This window comes from Providencia sp. 6390, assembly GCF_058148425.1.
Map to the genome: position 1 here is coordinate 204,819 of NZ_JBYVYL010000002.1, position 26,515 is coordinate 231,333.

General features: G+C 41.2%; 17 protein-coding genes and 1 pseudogene. 9 read left to right on the forward strand and 9 right to left on the reverse strand.

The genetic code is table 11. The features are described from left to right. Window positions 1–111 precede the first annotated feature (111 nt). Together fur and AC3Z9T_RS06175 are read left to right on the forward strand one after the other, a co-directional pair. Window positions 112–561, forward strand: a complete 450-nt coding sequence (fur, locus tag AC3Z9T_RS06170) for a ferric iron uptake transcriptional regulator (protein ID WP_070924902.1) — start codon at window positions 112–114, stop codon at window positions 559–561. 384 nt (window positions 562–945) lie between these two features. Then, window positions 946–1,521: pseudogene (locus AC3Z9T_RS06175) on the forward strand (Rpn family recombination-promoting nuclease/putative transposase); the annotation flags it as partial. A gap of 55 nt (window positions 1,522–1,576) precedes the next feature. Here AC3Z9T_RS06175 and AC3Z9T_RS06180 read toward each other — a convergent pair. Both AC3Z9T_RS06180 and chiP read right to left on the reverse strand, forming a co-directional pair. Beyond that, the gene (locus AC3Z9T_RS06180; RefSeq protein WP_490125333.1) at window positions 1,577–4,255 is read right to left on the reverse strand and encodes a beta-N-acetylhexosaminidase; all 2,679 of its coding nucleotides are present in this window, start codon (window positions 4,253–4,255) and stop codon (window positions 1,577–1,579) included. 68 nt (window positions 4,256–4,323) lie between these two features. Beyond that, the gene (gene chiP, locus AC3Z9T_RS06185; protein ID WP_490125334.1) at window positions 4,324–5,721 is read right to left on the reverse strand and encodes a chitoporin ChiP; all 1,398 of its coding nucleotides are present in this window, start codon (window positions 5,719–5,721) and stop codon (window positions 4,324–4,326) included. A gap of 580 nt (window positions 5,722–6,301) precedes the next feature. Here chiP and AC3Z9T_RS06190 point away from each other — a divergent pair. Next, complete coding sequence (locus AC3Z9T_RS06190) at window positions 6,302–7,723, forward strand: MFS transporter (RefSeq protein WP_490125335.1); 1,422 nt, start codon at window positions 6,302–6,304, stop codon at window positions 7,721–7,723. A gap of 57 nt (window positions 7,724–7,780) precedes the next feature. Here AC3Z9T_RS06190 and ansB read toward each other — a convergent pair whose 3' ends face one another. Continuing rightward, the gene (gene ansB / locus AC3Z9T_RS06195; protein ID WP_490125336.1) at window positions 7,781–8,830 is read right to left on the reverse strand and encodes an L-asparaginase 2; all 1,050 of its coding nucleotides are present in this window, start codon (window positions 8,828–8,830) and stop codon (window positions 7,781–7,783) included. Window positions 8,831–9,009: 179 nt separating this feature from the next. Here ansB and ycaO point away from each other — a divergent pair, with 179 nt between their 5' ends. The 5 genes from ycaO (at window position 9,010) to AC3Z9T_RS06220 (ending at window position 16,591) form a co-directional block, all read left to right on the forward strand. After that, window positions 9,010–10,764 (forward strand): 30S ribosomal protein S12 methylthiotransferase accessory factor YcaO, encoded by a 1,755-nt coding sequence (gene ycaO / locus AC3Z9T_RS06200; RefSeq protein WP_490125337.1) that lies wholly within the window; start codon window positions 9,010–9,012, stop codon window positions 10,762–10,764. 343 nt (window positions 10,765–11,107) lie between these two features. Continuing rightward, window positions 11,108–11,965 (forward strand): formate transporter FocA, encoded by an 858-nt coding sequence (focA, locus tag AC3Z9T_RS06205; protein ID WP_490125338.1) that lies wholly within the window; start codon window positions 11,108–11,110, stop codon window positions 11,963–11,965. A 70-nt stretch (window positions 11,966–12,035) separates the two neighbouring features. Continuing rightward, window positions 12,036–14,318 carry a formate C-acetyltransferase gene (gene pflB / locus AC3Z9T_RS06210; RefSeq protein ID WP_490125339.1) on the forward strand — a complete coding sequence of 761 codons (2,283 nt, stop codon included), beginning with the start codon at window positions 12,036–12,038 and terminating at the stop codon, window positions 14,316–14,318. A gap of 138 nt (window positions 14,319–14,456) precedes the next feature. Then, on the forward strand, window positions 14,457–15,248 hold the full coding sequence (pflA, locus tag AC3Z9T_RS06215; RefSeq protein ID WP_490125340.1) for a pyruvate formate lyase 1-activating protein: 792 nt from the start codon (window positions 14,457–14,459) through the stop codon (window positions 15,246–15,248). Between the two features lie 497 nt (window positions 15,249–15,745). Beyond that, window positions 15,746–16,591 (forward strand): BPSS1780 family membrane protein, encoded by an 846-nt coding sequence (locus tag AC3Z9T_RS06220; protein ID WP_490125341.1) that lies wholly within the window; start codon window positions 15,746–15,748, stop codon window positions 16,589–16,591. 129 nt (window positions 16,592–16,720) lie between these two features. On the opposite strand, the gene AC3Z9T_RS06225 is transcribed toward AC3Z9T_RS06220, so the two are convergent. The 4 genes from AC3Z9T_RS06225 to AC3Z9T_RS06240 all read right to left on the reverse strand — a co-directional run bounded on the left by AC3Z9T_RS06225 (window position 16,721) and on the right by AC3Z9T_RS06240 (window position 21,739). Then, the gene (locus tag AC3Z9T_RS06225) at window positions 16,721–18,112 is read right to left on the reverse strand and encodes an MFS transporter (protein ID WP_490125342.1); all 1,392 of its coding nucleotides are present in this window, start codon (window positions 18,110–18,112) and stop codon (window positions 16,721–16,723) included. A gap of 27 nt (window positions 18,113–18,139) precedes the next feature. Further along, window positions 18,140–19,120, reverse strand: a complete 981-nt coding sequence (locus tag AC3Z9T_RS06230) for an aminoglycoside phosphotransferase family protein (RefSeq protein ID WP_490125343.1) — start codon at window positions 19,118–19,120, stop codon at window positions 18,140–18,142. Then, window positions 19,117–20,178, reverse strand: coding sequence for a hypothetical protein (locus AC3Z9T_RS06235; protein ID WP_490125344.1), 1,062 nt, complete (start codon window positions 20,176–20,178; stop codon window positions 19,117–19,119). Before AC3Z9T_RS06235 ends, AC3Z9T_RS06230 begins: the two co-directional genes overlap by 4 nt. Before the next feature lie 133 nt (window positions 20,179–20,311). After that, a complete protein-coding gene (locus AC3Z9T_RS06240; protein WP_490125345.1) occupies window positions 20,312–21,739 on the reverse strand; it encodes a bifunctional 2-methylcitrate dehydratase/aconitate hydratase in 1,428 nt (475 codons plus the stop codon). Window positions 21,740–22,148: 409 nt separating this feature from the next. On the opposite strand from AC3Z9T_RS06240, the gene AC3Z9T_RS06245 reads away from it, so the two are divergent. Continuing rightward, entirely contained in the window at window positions 22,149–23,036 is an 888-nt protein-coding gene (locus AC3Z9T_RS06245) for a LysR family transcriptional regulator (protein ID WP_490125346.1), read from the forward strand. 563 nt (window positions 23,037–23,599) lie between these two features. Here the strand turns inward: AC3Z9T_RS06245 and serS are convergent. After that, window positions 23,600–24,889, reverse strand: a complete 1,290-nt coding sequence (gene serS, locus AC3Z9T_RS06250) for a serine--tRNA ligase (RefSeq protein WP_490125347.1) — start codon at window positions 24,887–24,889, stop codon at window positions 23,600–23,602. 274 nt (window positions 24,890–25,163) lie between these two features. Next, window positions 25,164–26,507, reverse strand: a complete 1,344-nt coding sequence (locus AC3Z9T_RS06255) for a replication-associated recombination protein A (RefSeq protein ID WP_490125348.1) — start codon at window positions 26,505–26,507, stop codon at window positions 25,164–25,166. Between the last annotated feature and the right edge of the window lie 8 nt (window positions 26,508–26,515).

A 26,515-nucleotide genomic window follows, 5' to 3' on the forward strand; every position in this document is an offset into this window, starting at 1 on the left:
TTTTTTGTTTCCATGCCTATAATTGTAAATCAGTTTCGAAGACAACTGAATATATGTTAAAAATGTCTCATTATTGTTAAATTTTTGATTTAAGATACAGGACAAACCCGCATGACAGACAACAATAAAGCATTGAAAAATGCTGGACTCAAAGTCACTCTTCCAAGATTAAAAATATTGGAAGTACTTCAGGAGCCTGAGTGCCATCACGTCAGTGCGGAAGATCTCTACAAAAAATTGATTGATATGGGTGAAGAGATCGGTCTAGCTACGGTATACCGCGTATTAAACCAATTCGACGATGCTGGTATTGTGACACGTCACAACTTCGAAGGTGGTAAATCTGTTTTTGAGCTGACTCAACAGCACCACCATGACCATTTGATTTGCTTAGATTGCGGTAAAGTTATTGAGTTTTCTGATAAATCAATTGAAGAGCGTCAAACCAATATTGCTGCGCGCCATGGCATTAAACTCTCTAACCACAGTTTGTATCTCTATGGTCACTGTGCAGATGGTGATTGCCGTGAAAATGCCAATGCACACGAAGCGAAAGAGTGATTTAGTGGTTTCTAATCACACGATAAAATCGTAATAAAAAGGTGCTGATAAAGCCCTTGATTACTGAAGGACCTCATGTATTACATGGGGTTTTCTTTTATCTATACATAAACAACCTCTCCTCTTGCTACTGACTACTATCTCTGCAACATCCACCATCAACAAAAATCACTTTATATACTTTGTATAACGGCTCCAAAATCTACAACAAGGTCATAAAACCCTACCAATTGTTGTACCACTACTATTTTATACTCTAAATAATTCATGGTGCAGCTAAGCGACAAGTGAATGAGTCGCTAGGAGCATACATAAGTATGTGACTGGCGCGAATGAGCGTAGTCAACAACGCTGCAACTTGAAGTATGACGAGTATATCATGGGGAGCGCACCCCATATCCTTACTCACAAATGTGGACAGACTGTTTTACATTACCTGATGTAGCCCATAAATTGTATACACAACCCTTTCCTTTGATCGATGTGACCATTATTGATGATAATGAGCTAGTCAATCATCGAAAAATTGCTGTGATGGAATTAGCCATGAAGCATAAACAGCGACGAAATCAGTTTCAGATAGTGGTTCCGCCATTGGCTCGCGCCCTCAACCAGCACTATAATAACGACGATGACGTAATTGCCATCCTTAATTATCTGTTTACTACTCTAGACACACCAAATTTTGAACAGATACTACGGGATCTTGAACAACAAACGGAAAAACACAAGGAGCCCATCGTGAGCATTGCACAACGTTTACAGAACAAAGGCCGGCAAGAAGGTATTTTACAAGGAAGAGCCGAGGGAAGGATTGAAGGAAGGGTTGAAGGAAGAGTCGTAGGCATGCGTGAAGCACAAATTTCAATGGCTCGTAATCTTCTGAGAAATGGTATTAGCCTTGAATTAATTATGGAAAGCACAGATTTAAGCCGAGAAGAATTAATTTCTCTGCAATAATGCGATTACAAATCGAAATTGGTGGCACCTAACCAGTACCACCAATATTTATACCCTATTTTAATGTCACAATCTCCGCACGACTTGTTCGTGTACCCGCAGAGTTTTTCGCTCTAACCTGCACATTACCACTAACTTTTGGAGGGTTTTGTACTGAATAGATTTGCCAGTTGTCACTGTCTTCTAACGCATATTCGATCACTAAACCTGGATAGCTAAGATTTGCCAGCAAAACACCATTTTCAATTTTTGCACCCGGTACAGGAATACGGTAGGCAACACCCGCTCTATCTAATCTAGGCAATTCTTTTATTCCAACAACTGTTGCAAAACGGTTCCAATCATCAGCTAACTTTTGTTGTGAAACATAGTGAGTCTTACCACCACTATATTCACGGCCTGCTTGATAAGTATTTTCCCATTGCGCTTTATGCCATGCTCTCTCTGCCAATGGCAAGATCCTTGGGAATAGCATGTATTCTACTTGAGTATCTGTTCTAACAGCTTCACTCCATAGTTGCCCAGACAAACCATAGATCCCCGGCCAAGGTTTATCACTTTTCGCCGTAAACTGATTTCCATCCCTATCCACAGATGTTTCTGCATTTTGAGGTAAATTATCTGGTGCAAATGAGAAAACTTTTTGCTCATCACTAGCACGGGTCGCCCAATAATAGCCACTCTCACTTGGATTAACTTCATATGGCATATCTAGATAAACATAATCAGGGTTTGAAATAACGACTTGATAACCTTTATTTGCCCAGTCATTTGCTGAATCAAAGCCCCCCCAATAGAGGGTATCCCAAAAATTGACTCTCACATTTTTAGTTGCAAAGTCTTTCGCACTTGCAGCATCTTTCAAACCATCTTGCCATGCTTGCATGGTGGTGATCCCTTTTTGATGTAAACCTTCACTCACTTGTTTGGCAAAATGGCTAGAAAGGTGATCAAAATCGCTGATATCACCGTTTGCGATAAGCACCTGACAGGCTTTTGATTTTGCCCACGGCTTATCTTCTATCTGTTTATCAATAATCCCTTTACCTGGTTCAATCTGACCATCTTTATCTTGGAACCCAGCACCTAAACGAATATTTTTCGCTTCGTCACCACCAAAATGCCATGTTTTCAGTGGAACTCCAGCTTCCTCATGCATTTGCATCACTTCACTAACAACTTTATCAACAAAGTTTTTAGATGAATCTAAACATGGGTTTAAGTAGCTACGCTTATCATAAAATTGTACGGAGGTTGTCACTGATGTATCTGATGGATCAACTAAACGGTATTGTTCCGCTCCTTTCTCATCTCCAGCGGCTTTTAATTTATTATAACGTGCTTCCATTGATACCACCGCGGCTCGGGCATGTGCTGGCATATCAATTTCAGGGATCACTTCAATATGGCGATCTTTGGCATAACGTAAAATGTCAATATAGTCATCGCGTGTAAAATATCCGCTCCCCATATTATTATTTTCAGCGCCTGAACCTAGCTGCGGTAACAAACATTTTTGCTCATCAAGATCATGACAGCGCTGGCTCCCCACTTCGGTTAACTCAGGTAAACCAGGGATTTCAATCCGCCAGCCCTCATCATCGGTGAGGTGAAAATGGAATTTATTAAGCTTATAGCGAGACATTTGATCAATTAAACGCATGACCACTTGTTTACTATGGAAATTACGTCCAACATCCAAGAAAACCCCTCGATAGTCCATGCGAGGCTTATCTTTAACAGTCATCGCAGCAATCGTTGGTTTATCAGATTCTGTTATTGCGGAAAGAAATGATTCAACACCATAAAATAACCCAACATTATCATAACCAATAATCCGTGCTTTTTGTGGTGTCACCACAAGCTCATACGCACCACTCACTTGGTTATCAGCAGAGAATTGGCTAGGTGCGATTTTACCTTCAACCAGAAAGCCCTGATTATTTTGCTTAAGTTTTACTTGTTGCAAATGCTCATCAATGACTGCAAGTTCACCTTTAGTGAGCCCTTCTAAATGTAATTTTATACCTTTAGATAAATCAGCATTTCCTTGCTGTAGTGTGATATCAAATGGTGTAGGTAAAATTTGACCTCGTAACTGCTGTTCAGATAACGCCTTCAAAGAGAGATTTTTTTGATAACGATTTTCAGGAGTCATAAGTACGTTGTTGTCTGCTCCTGTTCTTTTCCAGTTATTCAGTTCAAATGGCGCTACAAATTGGGTCGTATCCTGAGTATCAGTACTTTTGAGATTACGTGGTAATGCATCACCAGATGTTGCATACCAACGCGGCATAAAGTCTGAATAACTCACTTGCCAATACTCGCCCGTTATTGGTAACACCACTTTTTCATTCGCTTTAATACCTTTAAACTGATCTGTTGGTGTTATTTTGTGTAAGTCACCCGTAACATGAGTGATCTTAAATTGCGGGTTATCTTGCTTTAATATTTGTCTAATGCTGTGAAAATAGAGAGCCCAATCATCAGACTCGATAGCGTTAGAGCCATTCGTTAATGTGATATCAACACGATTACATGCCGCCCAATCAGCGCCTAATGTGGCACAATCAATACCATGCTCCCCAGCTTGGTTATCAATGACATTAATTTTCACATCCATATTCGCTAATGCATCGACGACTTGGTTTGATGACTGTTCAGCGCTCACAACAGTTGAAAATAGAGTTGCTGAGATTAATAGTGATAAAGGGCTTAAATAATTTTTTTTCATTGTGACCTCAATATTAAATTCAAAATCAGCCACTGCCATATTACTTATTGATAGCAGTGACCGCGCTATCAAAAAATAGTAAATGGCATCATCACCATAAATTTAATGTCTTTTTCATCTTGGAATATATTGCCAAACCCACCACCATAACTTGGTATATCAGTATGGTTATCATATTTAGTAAAATGTAGTTTAAATAAAGTGTCTTTAGCTCTACCTGTTTGAATAGTATATAAAACATCAAAATTCCAAGCGCTTTCTTTTAATTTTACATCTTGTGCGTATTGAGAATTAGTACTTGGCTTAGCATCCCACCCATAAATATAAGATGTACCGACTTTCCAGCCAGCCAGATCCCATTTAGCTAGATCATACATAACACCTGCATAGACTGCTTTTTCATTATTAGCGTTATAATCTGAGCGCCCATCCCACCAAATATCTAAACGACCATTTGAAGTCGCATAACCAGGGGTCATTCGTTGTAAAAAATAACCTTGGTTGCCTTTTGCTTTTGAATAAGTACCTTCTAATCGAAAATCAAATTGATCATAGGTATATCCCAATGTCACCGCTTGCAAAAAAGCCAAACCATCATAAACATCATTCACACCACCGTCGGATACTTTATCTTTAGCGCCATAGAATTGGTATGACATACGAAGATCACGTGATGCGACAGGAACAGCGTAAGAGGCTTTAGCAAAATATTGATCCATATAATCTTTTGCTTGCCCGTAGGCGCCTTCCAAAACTAATGAATTTTTGAAATCATATTTGAAGCCAATAGATTGCAGATAACTAATACCTGTTTGTCCATCAGCTTCACGAAAGTTATACATGTCGCGATACCAAGGCGCTTTATAGCGATCAGTCCACATATATGACATGCTTAATGCACCATTTTGTTCAAAATCAAATGCAGCGCCGATTTCAAAACCCCGATAAGTGCCAGGCATATAGCTCCAATGGGATGCTAGTAGTGTTTGCCCTGTTGGTTGAATATACCCTCCACGCCCCCAAAATGGGCCATATTTCATTTTTGCGGCGGCTTTATAAACACTCACACCACTGCGATCGCCAGTCCATTTTTCATCCCAACGCGTTTTCGCGTCACTAAAACCAATCTCATTAGGTGCCGCAGGACCGCTATTTGATAACTCAATGGCTGTAAATGCGGCTAAATCTAAACCAAGCACATCTTGAAAATAACCAGAAGAATAATCGAGGCTAGCATTGACGGTAGAATGCTTTAGGTTATCGACATACTTTTTATATTTATCACTATCGGGGGACAAATCTTTTCTTGAACGATCACGCTGCCAATAATACAGCCCTCCCTTAAGGGTTGAATCATCAAGGAATTGCTCAGCAAAACTTATTGGTTGATAACTTACTGGAGCCAATGCAATTGCTATTTTTAGTGCAAGCAACCCCCTGCCATGATTGACATTTTTATTAACCATTCGGTATTTCCTCTAATCTTTTATATTATTATTGAATTATTATCTTAGTAGTAGCTCATTAGGTAATTATTAGTTTCAACATATAAAATACGCGTTCCTACTTAGCCTATTTTTCGCGACGCGAATTATCAAGACTAAAAATAGATTTATTCCTAAACCATGAGCTAAGACACATTAATTTTTCTATTTATTATCAGGATTAATTATTGGTGATAATTATATAAACCATATTAATATCCTAAATTAATGGTTAAGTTCAGATAAAACACGACATGAAACTAGCCCTTATAAGACTTATTTCAATATAAAAAATAACCTTCTATGAATGTAATCGTTTCAAGCAAACTTGATAAGTTGCAACAAAACTGCTTTAGTTGGTAAATAGTTTTTTATTTAAAAATAAACTAAGTAAATATTTGTCTTTCAATAAAATAGCTTTAGTCTACGTTCGTGAGCTCTCAAATATTTCAGGTGCAGCTTGATATTATTAGTAGTAGAAATAGTCCAATAGCAGAGGCAGAAAAGTGTAAAATGCTGCAACTTGAAGAGGATCAATCAAGACTGTTTATATTGAGTAAATATGAATAAACATCAGCAGGAAGGTTGGCGCAGTTTACTTACAGGTAAAAATCTTAGCTTAACACTCGCTTTATCGGGTGGTATTTGTCTTCATGCAATTAATGTCTATATCACGATCACTACATTACCATCCGTTGTTCGTGATATTGGTGGCATTGATTTTTATGCATGGAATACCACTTTATTTATCCTTTCTTCGATTATTTTATCCGCCCTCACATCACGCATACTTAATCAATTAGGACCTAAAAAAAGTTATGGGTTGGCTACTGTTATTTTTTTAATTGGCTCTGTGATATGCGCCATAACACCATCAATGCCAATCATGTTATTTGGACGAATTATCCAAGGTGCTGGTGGAGGTATTTTACTCACACTCTCCTATTCAATGGTGCATATTGTTTTCGCTCAACATCTATGGTCACGCGTATTAGGGATGATGTCGAGTATGTGGGGAATGGCAACATTATTAGGGCCCGCTTTAGGCGGTATTTTTGCTGAATATGATATTTGGCGAGGTGCTTTCTGGTGCTTAGTTTTAGTTGGGATCCCTTATTTATGGTTAACGCTAAAAGTATTACCCGCTAAAAATCCGAATGAGCATTGCCCACAACAACCTATCCCTTTACAAGCATTGTTACTTCTTTCTACCGCCGTACTGGCTATTTCTATCGGTAGTTTAAGCCAAGACAAACTTATTCCTGTTGGTGGTATGCTTCTAGCAATACTATTATGTGTAAGACTAGCGGTTATTGAACGCCGTGGTATTAATACGCTATTTCCCAGTGGAACATTTCATTTATCTGCTCAACTTGCGCCAATTTATCTGACGATGGCATTACTAGGTTTAAGTGTACAAACAGAAGTATTTGTACCTTATTTCCTACAAGTGCTGCACGATATTGCTCCATTAGCATCTGGCTATCTAGCAGCCCTAGTGGGAGCAGGATGGTCAAGTGCTGCAATTATTTCTTCATCACTTAAACCAGCCGTTACCACTAAAATTATTCGTTTTGCACCGTTACTCACCATGAGTAGCCTAATTATACTGACACTGTTTATGACAAAAACAATTTATATCGCATCTGCGCAAATTTGGGTTATTTGCTCAATGCTGTTTGTCACTGGTGCAAGCATTGGTGCAACATGGCCTCATTTATTAGCTAGAGTACTACAAGTTTCTTCAGGTTCTGAATCTCAAAAGGCATCTTCAGCGATCACCACATTACAGTTATTCTCAACTGCTTTTGGTGCTTCTTTAGCAGGTATGATAGCAAACCTTGCAGGCCTTTCTTCTCCAGGAGGAGTTGAAGGTACTCAATCTGCAGCAATATGGCTATTTGTGATATTTTCATTTGTTCCACTATTCGCACTCATCACCGCAAATATTGTGGCAAATCGAATTTCAGTTACCCGTTATTAAGTGTAGGCACATATAAATTATAAATAAGGGGGGAATCCCCCCTTATTGACGATCAGATTAGTATTTTTCGAATAATGCTTGGATTTGTTTTGGATCTTTAGTTTCAGTGAGAGCTAATTGTAATAAAACGCGAGCTTTTTGAGGGTTTAACCTTTCTGATGCCACAAAGCCATATAAATTGTCATCAACCTCAGCATTGCGCGTTGTATAGCCTGTTGGTACACGGCTTGAACGCACGACTACGATCCCCTCTTTCGCAGCAGTAGCGAGAGCATCAAAAACTGTTTTATACATGTTTCCATTACCAACACCTGCGCTGACAATACCTTCAACACCCTCTTCTCTCAGTGCTTTGATTGGTGCAGCTGATGCATTTGCATAATTGTAAATAATATCAACTTTAGGCAGTTTATCTAATTTGCTGACATCAAAAGCAGCTTTGTTGGTTCTTGGTATCGCAGATTTATAAAATGTCACTTTACCATCATGAATAAAACCTTGTGCCCCAGCATTGACTGCGTCAAAAGCTTGTACTTCAGTTGTACTCATTTTTACCACATCACGCCCTTGAACGACTTTATCATTCATAACCATCAGCACGCCACGATCCCCCGCAGATTGATCCGTTGCCAGTACAACTGCGTTGTAAAGATTTAACGGACCATCGGCACCCAGTGCCGTTGATGGCCTCATCGCGCCTACTAATACAATCGGTTTCTGGCACGAAGTGGTGAGATCAAGGAAAAAAGCTGTTTCTTCGAGTGTGTCAGTGCCATGAGTGATTACAAAACCATTCGTTTTATCACACTCTTGGTTAATTTTTTTTGCTAGCGTTAACCAAACTTGATCATTCATATCTTGAGAGCCGATATTGACGACTTGCTCACCACTGAGATTAGCAATCTTTTTTATCTCTGGTACTGCATTAATCAACGCATCGATCCCAACTTTTCCTGCTTGATAGCTTGATGATGTTGACGAATCGCCCCCACCAGCAATCGTTCCTCCGGTTGCTAATACCGTGATATTAGGTAATGCAAATGCCGAACCAGTACAGAGCGAAAGCGAGATAGCTGTTGCCAGTAATACTTTGTTGCTAAGTTTCATCCTATAACTCCTACTTATATTAACTGCAGTTATTATGTGGAATTAGAACAATATTTCCGTGATGACGCTTATTATTTTAGATGAAATTGCTGGCTATCTGATAATTTTGCGTGAGCTATAATACAAAAATCCGTATCATAGGCGCCAATTATCCCTCAAACTAATAAGCCATAGAACTGATGAGCCAAACATTTATTCCAGGCAAAGATGCCGCCCTTGAAGTTTCCATCGAAGCATTTCAAACTAAACTGAAAAAGCTAGGATTTGATATTGAAGAAGCCTCATGGCTGAATCCTGTACCCAATGTTTGGTCAGTGCATATCCGTGATAAAGAATGCCCTCTGTGCTTTACCAATGGTAAAGGAGCCAGCAAAAAAGCGGCTTTAGCTTCCGCTCTGGGTGAATATTTTGAACGTTTATCCACAAACTATTTCTTTGCTGACTTCTATTTAGGCAAATCGATCGCAGAAGGTGATTTTGTTCATTATCCAAATGAAAAATGGTTCCCATTAACTGAAGACGATGAATTGCCAGAAGGCATTTTGGATGCACGTTTACGTAAGTTTTATGATCCGGACAATGCACTAGCAGGTAGCCAATTAATTGATCTGCAATCAGGCAATGAAGAACGTGGTATCTGTGCGCTACCTTTCACTCGCCAGTCTGATAATCAAACCGTCTATATCCCGATGAATATCATTGGAAATTTGTATGTTTCTAACGGTATGTCCGCAGGTAACACACCAAATGAAGCTCGCGTTCAAGGTCTATCTGAAGTTTTCGAACGTTTTGTTAAAAACCGTATTATTGCAGAAAGCATCAGTTTGCCTGCAATCCCAGAAGAAGTGATGGCACGTTACCCAACCGTTGTTGAAGCGGTCAATACACTAGAAAATGAAGGCTTCCCAATTTTCTGTTATGACGCATCTCTCGGTGGTCAATTCCCTGTTATTTGTGTGGTGTTATTTAACCCACAAAATGGCACTTGCTTCGCTTCTTTCGGTGCACACCCTGATTTTGGCGTTGCATTAGAGCGCACCGTCACTGAGTTGCTTCAAGGACGTGGATTAAAAGATCTCGATGTATTCAATGCGCCAACTTTTGATGATGAAGAAGTCGCTGAACATACTAACTTAGAGACACACTTTATCGATTCAAGCGGTCTGATTAGCTGGGATTTGTTTAAAGATGATGCTGACTATGACTTTGCTGATTGGAGCTTCAAAGGTACCACACAAGAAGAATTTGCTACCCTGATGGCGATATTCAATCAATTAGATGCAGAAGTGTATATCGCTGATTATAACCACCTCGGCGTGTATGCATGTCGTATTTTAGTCCCTGGTATGTCGGATATTTACCCCGTTGAAGACCTGCATATTGCGAATAATTCGATGGGAGCACATCTACGCGAAACCATTATCAATCTACCTAGCAGCCAATGGGAAAAACAAGATTATCTGGCCTTAATTGAACAGCTAGATGATGAAGGTCTTGATGACTTCACACGTGTACGTGAGCTACTCGGCCTTGCAGTAGGTAAAGATAACGGCTGGAGCAACCTGCGCGTTGGTGAATTGAAATCAATGTTAGCACTTGCTGGAGGAGATCTTGACCAAGCCCTTGCTTGGGTTGAATGGACTCAAGATTTCAATAGCTCAGTATTTACGGCTGAACGTGCTAATTACTATCGCTGTTTACACACTTTGTTGTTATTAAGCCAAGAAGAACAGCGTGACATGTCACAGTACTACACTGCATTTGTCCGTATGTATGGTCAGGAGGCAGTTGATGCTGCATCAGCTGCATTAGTGGGAGATGCAAGTTTCTATGGCTTGTGGTCAATTGACGATGAATTAAAAGCATTACCTGCTCACCAAGCGCTACTGGCTGCTTATGAAAAATTGCAAAAAGCGAAACGTGAGAACGCTTAATTTTTCTTGATTTAATCCTTTTTAGATAATGGCCTTCGGGCCATTATCTTTTCATAAGTTAAATTAATTAAAAGTAAACTATATTTTTTAATAATTGGGTAACAATCCATCCCATTTATTTACTTTATTTTTAGGTTAAGCACTACAACATAAAAAATTTTTATAAAATTTAAAATTTATTTATACCAATAAAATCAAATATATAGTGCTAATTTTTACTTTTTCTTAACAAATGGTAACGGTAACTTGCAAGAGTTCATGATCCATATCAAATTTCTCAGTTATGCCGTTTGTTACTATTATTGCGTGCTATAATTAATCAACTTTGTAAGAGAGTGTTAGTATGAAAGCTGACAACCCTTTTAATCTTTTGCCTCCTGCTGTAATGGCTCAAGTAGCGGATGACTCTGGTGTCTACAAGGCCAATAAACATCCTGCAATTACTTACTTGTCAGCATTCACTGCCGGTATTTTTATATCCATCGCATTCGTTTTTTATATTACTGCGACCACCGGCGCGCAAGCAGCTCCATTTGGTTTTACTAAATTAATTGGTGGCGTGTGTTTCTCTCTTGGATTGATGCTTGTTGTGGTTTGCGGCGCAGATTTATTTACCTCCACCGTACTCACCATAGTGTCAAAAGCCACAGGCAGGATCACTTGGGGACAAATGTTCCTAAATTGGTTCAATGTTTATATCGGTAACTTAATTGGCGCACTGTTTTTTGTCGCTCTGATTTGGTTTGCCGGCCAATATACCGCAGCAAATGGCCAATGGGGTCTAAATGTTCTGCAGACCGCAGACCACAAACTACACCATACCTTTATAGAAGGTGTTTGCTTGGGTATTTTAGCTAACTTGATGGTTTGTTTAGCAGTTTGGATGAGTTATTCAGGTCGTAGCCTTGCTGATAAATTATTGGTACTTGTGCTCCCTGTCGCCATGTTCGTTGCGAGCGGTTTTGAGCATAGCATCGCTAATATGTTTATGATCCCATTAGGCATCATGATCAAAGAATTTGCACCTGTTGAATACTGGGCTCAAATTGGCGTCTCACCAGAACAATTCTCTCAACTGACTGTCAGCAATTTTATTACAGACAACCTGATCCCCGTCACTATCGGTAATATCATTGGCGGAGCTCTGTTGGTTGGTCTGATTTACTGGTTCATGCATTTACGTAGTGGTCAAAAACATTAATAGCCACTGACACACACGAAAAGATTTATTAAGATCCTTAAAAGATCCATTGTTAAAAGGTAAAAGTATCATGTCAGAATTAAATGAAAAATTCGCTTTAGCATGGCAAGGTTTTAACCAAGGTAACTGGCAGAATAACGTCGATGTACGTGACTTCATCCAGAAAAACTATACTCCATATGAAGGTGATGAATCTTTCTTAGCAGGCTCTACCCCAGCAACTGATAAGTTGTGGGAAAAAGTCATGGAAGGTATCAAAATCGAAAACCGTACTCATGCCCCCGTTGATTTTGACACTGATGTTGCGTCAACGATTACTTCCCATGATGCGGGCTACATCGCTAAAGATTTAGAGCAAATCGTTGGTTTGCAAACTGATGCTCCTCTGAAACGTGGTCTTATCCCATTCGGTGGGATCAAAATGGTTGAAGGTTCATGTAAAGCCTACGACCGTACCTTAGATCCAAGCCTGAAAAAAATCTTTACTGACTACCGTAAAACTCACAACCAAGGCGTTTTCGATGTCTATACCCCAGACATTCTGAAATGCCGTAAGTCAGGTATCTTAACCGGTCTACCTGATGCTTATGGTCGTGGTCGTATCATCGGTGACTACCGTCGTGTTGCTCTGTACGGTATTGATTTCCTGATGAAAGACAAATTCAATCAATTCACTTCTCTGCAAGAAAAATTAGAGAAAGGTGAAGATCTACAAATGACCATCCAATTGCGCGAAGAAATTGCTGAACAGCACCGTGCACTAGGTCAAATCAAAGAGATGGCAGCAAAATATGGCTATGACATCTCTGCTCCTGCAACTAATGCACAAGAAGCCGTTCAGTGGACTTACTTCGGTTACTTAGCGGCAGTTAAATCACAAAATGGTGCGGCAATGTCATTCGGCCGTGTTTCAACCTTCTTAGACGTTTATATCCAACGTGATATTGAAGAAGGCAAACTGACTGAACAAGAAGCACAAGAGCTGATTGACCACTTAGTCATGAAACTACGTATGGTTCGTTTCTTACGTACGCCTGAATATGATGAGCTGTTCTCTGGTGACCCAATTTGGGCAACAGAATCACTAGCAGGTATGGGTCTTGATGGTCGTACACTTGTGACCAAAAACACCTTCCGTTTCCTGAATACACTGTATACCATGGGCCCTTCTCCAGAGCCAAACATGACTATCCTGTGGTCAGAGCAACTACCACTTAGCTTCAAAAAATTCGCTGCAAAAGTTTCAATCGATACATCATCAGTGCAGTATGAAAACGATGACTTAATGCGTCCAGACTTTAACAACGATGACTATGCTATCGCATGTTGCGTTAGCCCAATGATTGTTGGTAAACAAATGCAGTTCTTCGGTGCTCGTGCTAACTTAGCGAAAACCATGCTGTATACCATCAACGGTGGTATTGATGAAAAACTGAAAATGCAAGTCGGTCCTAAACATGCACCAATCATGGATGAAGTTCTTGACTTCGATACTGTGATGGATCGTATGGATCACTTCATGGATTGGTTAGCAACTCAATATGTGACTGCACTGAATATCATTCACTATATGCATGACAAATACAGCTACGAAGCTGCATTGATGGCTCTGCATGACCGTGATGTATATCGTACAATGGCATGTGGTATCGCGGGTCTGTCAGTTGCAGCTGACTCACTGTCTGCTATCAAATACGCAAAAGTTAAACCAATTCGTGATGAAGACGGCATTGCTGTCGACTTTGAAATTGAAGGTGAATACCCACAATTTGGTAACAACGACTCTCGTGTTGATGATATCGCTTGCGACTTAGTTGAACGTTTCATGAAGAAAATTCAGAAACTGCACACTTACCGTAATGCAGTGCCAACTCAGTCCATCTTAACTATCACTTCTAACGTTGTGTATGGTAAGAAAACAGGTAACACACCAGATGGTCGTCGTGCTGGCGCACCATTCGGACCAGGTGCAAACCCAATGCACGGTCGTGACCAAAAAGGCGCGGTTGCTTCACTGACTTCAGTTGCTAAACTGCCATTTGCTTACGCGAAAGATGGTATTTCTTATACCTTCTCTATTGTACCAAATGCATTAGGTAAAGATGATGATGTGCGTAAAGCGAACTTAGCAGGCCTAATGGATGGTTACTTCCACCATGAAGCCTCTATCGAAGGCGGTCAGCACTTGAACGTTAACGTCATGAACCGTGAAATGCTGTTGGATGCGATGGAAAACCCAGAGAAATATCCACAGTTAACTATCCGTGTTTCAGGTTATGCAGTGCGCTTTAACTCATTAACTAAAGAACAGCAGCAAGACGTTATTACTCGTACTTTCACAAGTTCAATGTAATAATTAGATTAGTAAATCAATTAAAATAACTAAAAAGCCCCACTACTATGGGGCTTTTTTAGAACTAAACCTGAATACTTTAAATTGCTCACGAATAGCCTCACATTAAGTATGACAGGTATTTTTGGAGTTCCTGCTATGTCGACCACAACAACTATTCCAACTCTTGATATTTCAACCACCTCGCCGCCAGCAACGCTTGGTCGTATCCACTCATTTGAATCATGTGGAACCGTCGATGGACCGGGGATCCGTTTTATCGTCTTCTTTCAAGGCTGCCTGATGCGCTGCATGTATTGCCATAACCGCGATACATGGGACACCCATACAGGGCAAATCGTTACCGTTGATGAATTAATGAAAGAAGCAGTGACTTATCGTCACTTTATGAATGCCACAGGTGGTGGTGTCACCGCATCCGGCGGAGAAGCGATTTTACAAGCTGAATTTGTTCGCGACTGGTTCCGTGCATGTAAAGCACAAAACATCCACACCTGCCTTGATACTAATGGCTTTGTTCGTCGCTATGACCCAGTTATTGATGAATTGATGGAAGTCACTGATTTAGTGATGCTCGATTTAAAACAACTTAATGATGAAATACACCAAACATTAGTAGGTGTTTCAAACCATCGTACACTTGAATTTGCTCGATACCTTGCGAAACGCAATCAAAAAACGTGGGTTCGTTATGTTGTGGTTCCAGGTTGGAGCGATGATGACCATTCTGTTCATTTACTTGGGGAATTTACCAAGGACATGAAAAATATCGAAAAAATTGAGTTACTCCCTTACCATGAATTAGGTAAACACAAGTGGGAAACCATGGGTGAAGAGTACAAATTAGATGGTGTTAAACCACCATCAAAAGAAACAATGGAACGAGTAAAAAGCATACTTGAAAGTTATGGTCACAAAGTGATGTATTAACTGATTATAACGGTTCTATTATTATATACTCTCAATAATTCGAGGTGCAGGTAGGCGACAAGTGAAGATAGACGGGGAGCATAGATAAACTATGTGACTCGGCTAGCTGAACGTAGTCACTTATTCCTCAACAAAAAGCGCTGCAACTTGAAGTATGACGAGTATAGAGCCGTTATTTTCTACAACCTATTATTCACTCCTTTAAAATTCTACTTTTAACAGTAAGAAATCAATTTGAGTCGTGTCTTTTATTTATCCAAATAAAGTGTTATTTCCCTATTTCCAATTCTACATTGTCACGATAAAACATTATTTTCCCTTAAATAACAACTTCATAACTTAAAAACAATGGTTACCAGAATAGTCTGCTTTGAATAGTATACGTTTGCTTGCATAATAAATTGTTATCTATATTTTTATTTTTTGTTTTTTTGACTAACTATTTTCAATAATAATATATTGCTAATTCTCTATAAATTACGGGTTAATACTAGATCATGAATAGTGAAAATTTCGATTCACAGAGTGCGCCTGCTCCCTCTGAAAACCAACCGAGTCAAGTTGATACTTCAATTTTTCTTGCAGAACCTCGAGCTGTTGATGCAGGTGAAGGGATTAATTGGATCAGCCAAGCTTGGGCAATGGTGAAAGAAAAATTAGGCATGTGGGTTCTTATCAACATTATTTTCTTTGCAGTGATACTTGTTGTTTCTATGATCCCATTCGTTAACTTTTTCGTATCGTTTATTACGCCAATTCTAATTGGTGGCATCATTGCCATTAGCGAAAAACAACGTAGAACCGGTGAAGTTGAAATCGGGCTATTATTTGCTGGATTCCAACAAAAATTTGGTGCCCTATTTGCTGTAGGTGCGATTAACTTCGGTGTCTCATTAATCGGCGGTATCATTGCAATGATGATCGGCGGAACAGCATTACTGAGCATTGTGTTAGAAGCAAGCCAAGGTGGCCAAGTTTCCCCTGAAACAATTATGGCTCTAAGTGGTTCATTCTTCTATATTATGGTTATTATGATCGTTGCTGGTTTAGTTGGAGCGGCAATGACTTGGTTTGCTCCTGCATTAATCATGAATCATGATTTTAAAGTGGGTGCAGCTATTTCTGCAAGCCTAAAGGCGGTTAGCAAAAACATCCTGCAGGGTATCCTATTCTTCGTCGTGATGGGCATTATTATGTTCATTTCTGCAATCCCATTCGGTTTAGGTCTCTTAATCACATTCCCTATTATGTATGTCGGTTACTACACTAGCTACCGCAGCCTATTCTTTGCTCAAGCAACTAGCAAAAACCAACAGTCACAACAAAGTTCAATTATTAGCTAATTGAACTTTTGAATATAATCATAACCACCCGCATAGCGGGTGGTTTGCTCAAACTCTATAAAGACTTGTTGCCAACTGTACCTAACTTATTGACAGTAAAATATTTGCCACTGCTGGCGTCCTCCTCTGTTAGCGATGTAGACGTAATGTACTGACAACAGATGATATAGCCGCAATCACGCAGGCGACACCAAAAACATAGATGGCAAACTGCACACCAGCGCCCCCTGAGATGCCATTCAACAATGTAATAACCATAGCAACCAATGCCGCACCGATCGACTGCCCTATCGTTCTGGCGGTTGATAATACCCCAGAAGCTGTAACCGTTCGATTGGCAGCAACATTGACAAACATTTCCTTATTGTTTGGTGGCAGGAAGAGGCCATAGCCAACCCCACAAATGGCCACTCGCCATAGGAAATCATTCACCGTAGCAAGTTCCGGCAACAGAGCCAATAAACCTAAGCCAATACAAAAGATCATTACTCCGACGGTAGATATTTGAGTCGGATTGAAATGGTTTGACAACCTTCCTGCTATCGGGGCGCAGATTACGACAGCCACTGGCCATGGTGTAAAGATAAATGCTGACTCCAAAACCGAGTAGTTATAGGTCTGTTGCAATACAAAAGGTAAGCCTACCAACGCCATCCCTTGAGCCACGAACATGGAAACGGAAGAGAGCACTGCGAAGGTATATTGTCGTGAAAGAAATATATCAAGTGGTAATAATGGGTGCTTTGAACGTGCCTGGGCGGTAAAAAAGAGGGTAAAGAATACCACGGACGCCACAGCGCAATAGATCAACATATGACTCTCCCAGCGGCCAATTTGATCAACTGCGACCACCATCAAACCCAACGCAGCCACCGAACTTACCGCTCCCATCCAATCAAAGCCGTTCTCAGTTTCATAATCTCGCCCTAATGAGATAAACGAGAAGACAATAGCAAGCCCCCCAAGAGGAATATTGATATAAAAAAGCCAAGGCCAAGATAGATATGAAATAATAACCCCTCCCAGCACCGGGCCGATAGCCGTTCCCACTGCGAATGCTAACGCATTGAGCCCAAATATCGTTCCCAATGCTTTGGGTGGAAATATAACCCGATATAACCCCAACCCCACACTTATCATTACCGCATAGCTTACCCCTTGCAATATCCGCATAAAAACCAATACTTCGAAGGTTGGCGAAAAGCCACACCCCAGAGAAGAGACCGTGAATAACACCATTCCTATGGTATAAAAGCGTTTCACACCAATTCGGGTTCCCAGAGATGCACAAACCAACATTGTCGCCGCACAGGCTACCTGATAACCGTTGGCAATCCAGATACTGGATGCTGAATCAACCTGTAATGTACTGGCAATTGAGGGCAATGCAATATTGACAATGGAACTATCTAGCGCCGCCATCAACACACCTATCAATATGGCTGCTGCGGCTAAATAGCGCCTTGGAGGCTCAAAGCCTTGATCGAGTGCGCTAGTATGACTATTGCTAACTAACGACATATTCACAGATCCTTAATTAGAATGAAGTTACGCACACAAACTTTCGCTCGCGGCATACTCTCCTTCGAGATAGGTCAACATTCCCAGCGTCAGTACCTCTTCTGGTCGTGCTATCACCGGAGTACGCAGTGCTTTCCACTGCTGTTTGCTACCGTTGATACGAATGCTTCTAAGGAAACAGTAAGCCGTGAGCACATAAAACCGATCACGCATACACTCCCCTATAAGTGGAAGCATGCCGGAGATCCCTCTGATTTCCGAAATTTCGTTAAGAATATTGCCGTAATCCTGTTTAGCTAGAACAAACATTAGCGCGTCAGACATCGGTATCATTTTAACAGCGTCCTTAACCCCAACCGCCAATTCATGCCAAAAAGAAAAAGCAAAACGAGAAAAACCGAAAAGCGGATCGAGGCCACGAACTGAAAAATCAGGATCGATAAAGTTGGTTATAGTTCGCTCTTCGTCATAAAGCACATTGCCGAAATGAAAATTGAAATGCGCCTGTTCTACTGATCGGAATGTTTCTCTACGAGCCATGGACAGCGCTTTTTCAAAAACCTCTCTGGCAGTAATGCTAAAACGGATGCCATTAAGTAAAACAGGCTTGTCAAACAGGTCGTGTGCAAACCACGCTCCTTGCCACTCCTCCAGTAACTTGGCAGGCATATTGTGGAGCTGCATAGGCTGGTTATCTGTCTCCAACCCTATCGCTCTTTGTATTTCATCCAGCGTATTCAGAACGATTTTACGCCGCGCTGCGAGCGGCCGCCCTTCATCAAACACGATATTCGATAACGAAAGCGCCTCTTTCTTTTCAAGTACATAAAATTGCCGCCCAGCGACTGATCCCTCGTGTAGAACTGGTACCATAAGCTCAGGGTAAATAGCGTGTAATGCATGAATTTGCTCAATTTCAGCCTTCAGCTTACTATTAAAAGCGGCTGACATAGCTGTCTTCACCACAAAACCAGAATTTAAAAAATCAACAATATGTGAATGTGTCATTTTTCAATCTCCTGAAAGGTCGACACAGATAATCCTTGGGCAATATTGCGTGCTACCGCTCGAACAACTGCCGTATAACCGACCGTATTGTTAACGAAAGATTGGATAATCACTTCACTCAGATTTTGCTTTACCAAATAGTCTGGACGGAGAATCAGTAAATGGTTGGCGTCAGAGAGAATAGTTGAACAACGATGTTCATAAGCATAAGCTCGCCCTCCCAGAGGTGAACGCGAGGCCATAACCACATAAGGATGAGCATTGCTAATACGTTTAATGACTGCTTCAATTAATTCGGTAGTTAAAGCACCTTTATCTTCTACAATAAAGCGATTAACCTGATACCCCGGAGCATGAACCGGCGCACGTAACGATATGGTATTCACCAGCGGAGCCCACGGCATAACTTTTTTCTGACTCATAGAAATTTGGGAAAAACTTGGGCGCAGATTGTCACGAGCATCCTGCATACGGCCTTCAAACGAGCGTGTACCCAATACGCCATTCGGAGTATCTGGATGCACAATATCAGTTTCAATTGACACAATCTGCGAAGCATTACCATTAATGGCACCCAATGCCTCAACCACAACACGTAATGAAGCATGCATGCCATTGGTCTGACAGGATCCTAGGCAGTACATACCGGAACTCACTACCTTACGCTGTATCGTAATAATATCGTCACTTGTCAGGTCGCCAAGGCAACCGTAAATGCTTTTCAGACTATCGGCTTCTGCAACCCCCAACACTACGTCGGCCAATTCCTGCATATTACGAGCTACAGGACTGTTCTGATTAACATCCTGTTTGCTGGTGGCGATAAAACCGATATCAAAGTGCCCTTCTACTACCTGCGGGTATTCTTTGGTTAAGTCACCAAAAAAGAAATGAATTTCACGACCGTCAATTTGCAGAATATTATCATTAATAATGTTGACTCGAGACTGAATGCCGGGTTGTGCCATCGCTAAACGCGCCACAATACCATCAATTGGATGTAATTCAGGATAGTGTTTATCGACCGCAGGCGGATTCGTTATTACAGTCTGTACCACAAAACCATCCTGTTGAGGATTGTTTTGAATCAGAAGATTTGCCCCAATCTCAGCACCGCAGCCAGCCAATATAGCCTTTTTCACTTCAATCACCTTTAGCGTTATAAAGTTATGGGAATAATTTGGGGATAAATTAATCCCAGGAAAACATTTTCAGGAAGTCGGTAACACTCATAGCTTCCATCTTCGTGTATGAGGTCAAGATATCGGCTAACTTATCCGCCCGCTCGCGTAGCGGACTGTCGGCAAGATTCAGATGGAATTTAGTGAGCAGTGCGTCGAAACATTCTTCACGACGGCGGACATGTCCAAGCGGATATTCAATAATTTCCGAAATTTCTTCCGCCACTCCACGGTATTTTATATAGAGTGCATTTGGGATCGCGCGTTTTTCTGGATTATAGTAGCTTTCAGTGAATGAAGGTCGTTCAGTACATGTGATTTTGTGGCGTAATATTTCTAGATGCGGATCGGAAGCCAACGGATCGTGAAAATCTTTGACTGTTAAATTTCCGGTTTGCAAGCCTACCGCGACCATATATTGAAGGCAATGGTCACGATCAGCTGAATTATTCAGCAGGCCTAATTTATCAATGATTTGAATAGCTGGCCGTGTTGTTTCTACTCGCACATATTCTATAGCTTCAGATGAATATCCGGCTGCAAGCATTCTTTCGCGTAAATTAATCGCTGCCTCAACTGCTGTTTGCGCATGATATTCAGCAGGATTGGGAACTTTGAACAGAATATTTTTGATAACAAAATCAGACAGTTTTCGCGTCAAGTTGAACGATTGCCCACGAAGTACCACATCATCAAACCCCCAACGTTTGGCCGTTAGCGCCGTGGGATATCCCATTTCATCGGCCTGAGCAAACAGCGCAAATTGCAAGCCACGAGCGGTAGCATCACCTGCAGCCCATGATTTACGCGTTCCTGCATTTGGCGCATGTCGGTAAGTTCTGAGTGCGTAACCATCAATAATTACGTTTGAAAGTGCGCTAAGCGCCTGATCCTTTGATAACCCCATAATCTGCGCAGAAGCAACAACTGAGGCCACTTTGACTAGCACAACATGGTCAATGCCTAGCGCATTAAAACAGTTCGACAGGCACAGCACACCATGTATTTCATAAGCGCGAATCATGGTATTCAGAACATCAGCCATATTGACAGTTGGCTGATTGCTATCGGAAAAACTCTTCCATGCTGCTGCAGCTAGGATTGCTCCTAAGTTATCCGATGGATGCCCCCATTCTTGCGCTAGCCATGTATCGTTGAATTCTAGCCAACGGATCATTGAACCAATCTGAAAAGCCGCTTCGATAGGCCCTAAACGTAGGGCTGTCCCCATAACTGGAACACCTTGATGGTTTTTACTGAATTGCACACTACGCATCAGCCTAGAACAGTCTGCATCAGTAGAGGCAGCAATTGCACATCCAATTGAATCCAGCAAACAAAAACATGCCATATTGAGCGTTTCATTATCAAAGGTTGTTTGCTCATAAGCATAATCAACTAGCTCAGTCATTATTTTATCGAACTCTGTGTGCGCCATATTTTATCCTATAAACAAAATAGAAGTTTTAATCATATGAATAATTAAGGCCAGAAAACGACATGACTGCGAAAAGCAAAAAAATGTAATACATTGATTATTAAAAATAACCGGCCTTATTGGTAATAATCGTAATCAGTATGGTAATAAAAAACCAACGAATAAAATCGAGGGATTTATCGAAAATATTGATACTTTAATGATACTTAACCAAGCGTTACCGATAGATTAGAGATTTAGGACATACTAGATAATAAAAAATATGTACATTGATGCCACATCATCCGTACAGTTACTATCAACAGCCGACATAACCTATAGTGACAATTAGGAATGTAATCACAAACAAAGCATCACAATTGATAAGCATTATCGAAACATTAAGATAACCTTTAGGATGAGGTCTCAAATGAAGCTAAGTGAACTTCTTGCTTTCGTGACAGTCGTGGAGACAGGGAATATAACCCGAGCTGCGGAGCGTTTGAATCGAGTACAATCAAGCATTTCTTATCGAATACGAACTTTGGAGGACAACCTAGATACCACCTTATTAGACAGAAAAACCGAGGGATGTACTCCTACTGCACAAGGTCAGATACTTTATGAGTATGCGCTTAAAATTCTGAATCTAGCAGATGATTGCAAAAACAACATTTCTTACTCTAAAAGTAATCAATTGACCATAAAGGTCGGAATAATTGAATGCTTACCACCTTATATTATTAGCTCCTTAATTGATTTAGGCCAAGAGCTAGGTTGGAACATCGATGTTTCAATCGGCAATACAACCAGCTTGCTCAGCGCCTATGATAAAAATGAATTTGATGCAGTCATCATTGGCGCTGGCTTTTCCAACGCACAGCATGCACGGTCTATATTACTTTCCAGCGAACTAGTCCTCATCACTGAAAAAAATCAACCAACGATAACTGACATCTCCAGTCTGGATGGAAAAGTCTTTTTACTGAGTAGTAAAAAATGTGCAACATTAATACGCAGCTTCAATATGCTGTTCAATGAAGGCAATATTACACCTAAACGCTTAGTTGAATGCGGATCATACCCTGTCCTGTTTTCAAGCATAGCTGCCGATAAAGGGGTATCTTTGGTGTCACGTTGCTCTATCAGTAGTGAAGTTAAGAGCAAAATAAAGATCCATCAGCTAGCCAGAGAGTTTAATGATTTCAAAATTGAGCTGGTCTATCGTACAGACAATAATTACCTAGATATCACTAAATTCACCAGTATGGTGGTATCGGTGTTTCAAGATCCACGGTTGCGCGATATCGATTATTAGCCATAAGTAAATTGCCAGAGAGAGTCTCAATAAGAAAGCGACACCATCATTTTGCCATGATCTGATGGAGTCTTATGGGGGAATAGTAGATAGCCTTCAGGAGCTAATTCATCAAAGAGGATACTGTTTAATTTCGCAAAAACTTTATCCTACAGCTTGAATGGCCATTTTTTAGCCAAATCTGCCGTAAACCTTTACTCAATGCGAACGAAGAGATAAGGCGAAAAACCTAGAAGGCCGAAGTGCCCCCAATAGTTGCCCAACAAATGGACGATCCGCTGACTGATACGGTGTCTTTTCCGGAGAAACTCCGCCAGAGATCTATGCTGAGCGCTTAACGGAGTAGCCTTTCATCATAATAATATACGGAAACAGGCATTACAGGCAACGGGGCTCGTCGTCTCAGCCATGGAGGGAAGCGTAAATCCAAGGTACAAACGGTATTGTTCTGAGAGGTGGGAAGCTTCGCTGTTTATGGCGAAAAGCAGTCACTGGTGATTTAATTTATTGACGGAGCGAGATTTTTCCCGCTCCGTGTTATTAACCGAGGATCAATAAATTGATTAGCCTATATATTCAAGACCTTTCATATACGGACGTAATACTTCTGGCACTTCAATGCGGCCATCTGCCAACTGGTAGTTTTCCAGCACAGCAACTAAAGTACGGCCAACCGCAAGACCTGAACCATTCAAAGTATGAACAAGCTGAGTTTTCTTATCACCCTTGCTACGGAAGCGCGCTTGCATACGGCGAGCTTGGAAATCCCACATGTTAGAACATGATGAGATCTCACGATACGTATTTTGGGCTGGTAACCAAACTTCTAAGTCGTAGGTTTTACGAGCACCAAAACCAATATCACCCGTACATAGGATCACTTTGCGATAAGGCAATTTCAGTAATTGCAATACTTTTTCAGCATGCCCCGTCAACTCTTCCAATGCTTCCATCGATTTTTCAGGATGAACAACTTGGACTAATTCAACTTTATCAAACTGGTGCATACGGATCAGGCCACGAGTATCGCGCCCATAAGAGCCAGCCTCTGAACGGAAGCATGGCGTATGTGCCGTCATTTTCAGTGGTAAAGCATCTTCATCTAAAATTTCGTCACGCACCAAGTTAGTCACTGGCACTTCTGCAGTTGGGATCAATGCATAAGTACTTTCTGCTTCTTCTTCCAGTGGCTTAGTATGGAATAGGTCTTCACCAAATTTTGGTAATTGGCCTGTGCCGTACAGCGTGTCATGGTTAACCAGATAAGGAACATACAGTTCTTGGTAACCATGTTGCTCTGTATGTAAGTCCAACATGAACTGCGCAAGTGCACGGTGTAAACGAGCAATTTGCCCTTTCATCACCACAAAACGTGCACCTGTCAGTTTTACCGCTGCTGGGAAATCTAGCCCACCCGCTAACTCACCAAGGCTAACGTGATCTTTAACGTCAAAATCATACTGACGAGGCTCACCCCAACGGGCAACCTCAACGTTATCTGAATCATCTTTACCATCAGGAACTGCATCATCAGGCATATTCGGGATACTTAATGCAATATCACGGATTTCTTGTTGCAGCTTATCTAATGCGATCTTAGCCGCATCCAATTTTTCGCCTAATAGGTTAACTTCTTGACGCAGAGGCTCGATATCTTCACCACGCGCCTTAGCTGCACCAATGGTTTTCGATCGCGAGTTACGGTCTGCTTGCAGGGATTCAGTTTCAACTTGTAAAACTTTGCGGCGTTCTTCTAATTCACGCAGCTTTTCCACATCAAGGGTAAAACCCCTGCGAGCCAGTTTTTCAGCAACCGCGTCTAGCTCCGTACGCAGTAAATTGGGATCGAGCATGCTTATCCTGTGATTATTGTTAGTAAATACGAAATGAGGTACAACGCGCTCCGGCGTTACCCTCTTCACACCATTTCAAACCTCTATACTCGTCATACTTCAAGTCACAGTGTTGTTAACTACGCCCACTCGCGCCAGTCACATACTTGTGTATGCTCCTAGCGACTCATTCACTTGTCGCCTAACTGTACCTTGAATTATTTAGAGTATACTACTTCAGTGGCTTAAAATTTATAAAAAAATATTGCGTTATAACCTTACCGCATTGCCCACATTAGCGATAGCGTTTTGTTGAGCTATTTTGATCCTGCTGCGCTAACCAGTTTAATTTTTCGGCTATTTTGCCTTCTAAACCACGATTTGTTGGGTGGTAATACTGAGTATGCTGCATTTCAGGAGGGAAATACACTTCACCCGCAGCGTAGGCATTGTCTTCATCATGTGCATAGCGATACTCTTTGCCTGCTCCCAACTCTTTCATTAGTTTAGTTGGGGCATTACGCAAGTGAGCTGGCACGTCATAATCAGGCTGCATTTGCGCATCAGCTATTGCAGCTTTATAGGCCGTATAAACCGCATTACTTTTAGGTGCACAAGCTAAGTAAACAATCGCTTGAGCTATCGCTCTTTCACCTTCAGCAGGCCCCACCCGAGTAAAGCAATCCCACGCTGAGATAGCCACTTGCATCGCTCGTGGATCTGCATTACCGACATCCTCAGACGCAATGGCTAACAAACGACGAGCAACATACAGAGGATCACCACCAGCAGTAATAATGCGCGCATACCAATACAAAGCCGCATCAGGCGCTGAACCACGAACGGATTTATGCAAGGCTGAAATTAAGTCGTAATAGCGATCGCCTTTGTTATCAAAACGAGCCGTTCGTTCACCACTGACCTCTTTGAGTAACTCAGCAGTGAGGATCCGTTGACCATGGCTGTCACTTTCCGCCATGTCTGCCATCATTTCAAGCAGGTTAAGTGAGCGCCTCGCATCACCATTAACCAACTCAGCAATGAGTTTGCGTGTACTATCAGGTAAGATGATATTTTGCCCGCCAAAACCACGCTGCGTATCACCCATTGCTTGTAATAACACTTCTTCGATATCACTGACATCGAGTGACTTAAGCAAATAAACTCGCGCACGAGACAACAATGCTGAATTCAATTCAAAAGAAGGGTTTTCTGTTGTTGCACCAATAAAAGTAATTGTACCGTCTTCAATATGAGGTAAAAAAGCATCTTGCTGGCTTTTGTTAAAGCGATGAACTTCATCAACAAACAGTATGGTTCGACGACCAGCACTGCGATTTTGCCGTGCTTTTTCGATGGACTCGCGGATCTCTTTAATACCTGATGTCACCGCAGAGATGCGTTCAATATCCGCTTGCGCATAATGGCCAATAATTTCAGCCAGTGTCGTTTTACCTGTCCCCGGCGGCCCCCACAAAATCATTGAGTGCAAATGGCCTGCTTTTATCGCACGAGGAAGCGGTTTACCCTCGGCAAGTAAATGTTTTTGGCCTATATACTGTTCAAGTACCTCTGGGCGCATACGCGCAGCCAGAGGTTGAAATTCATTTTGTGAAAAATCGAGAGACAGGTTACCCACTATTTCCT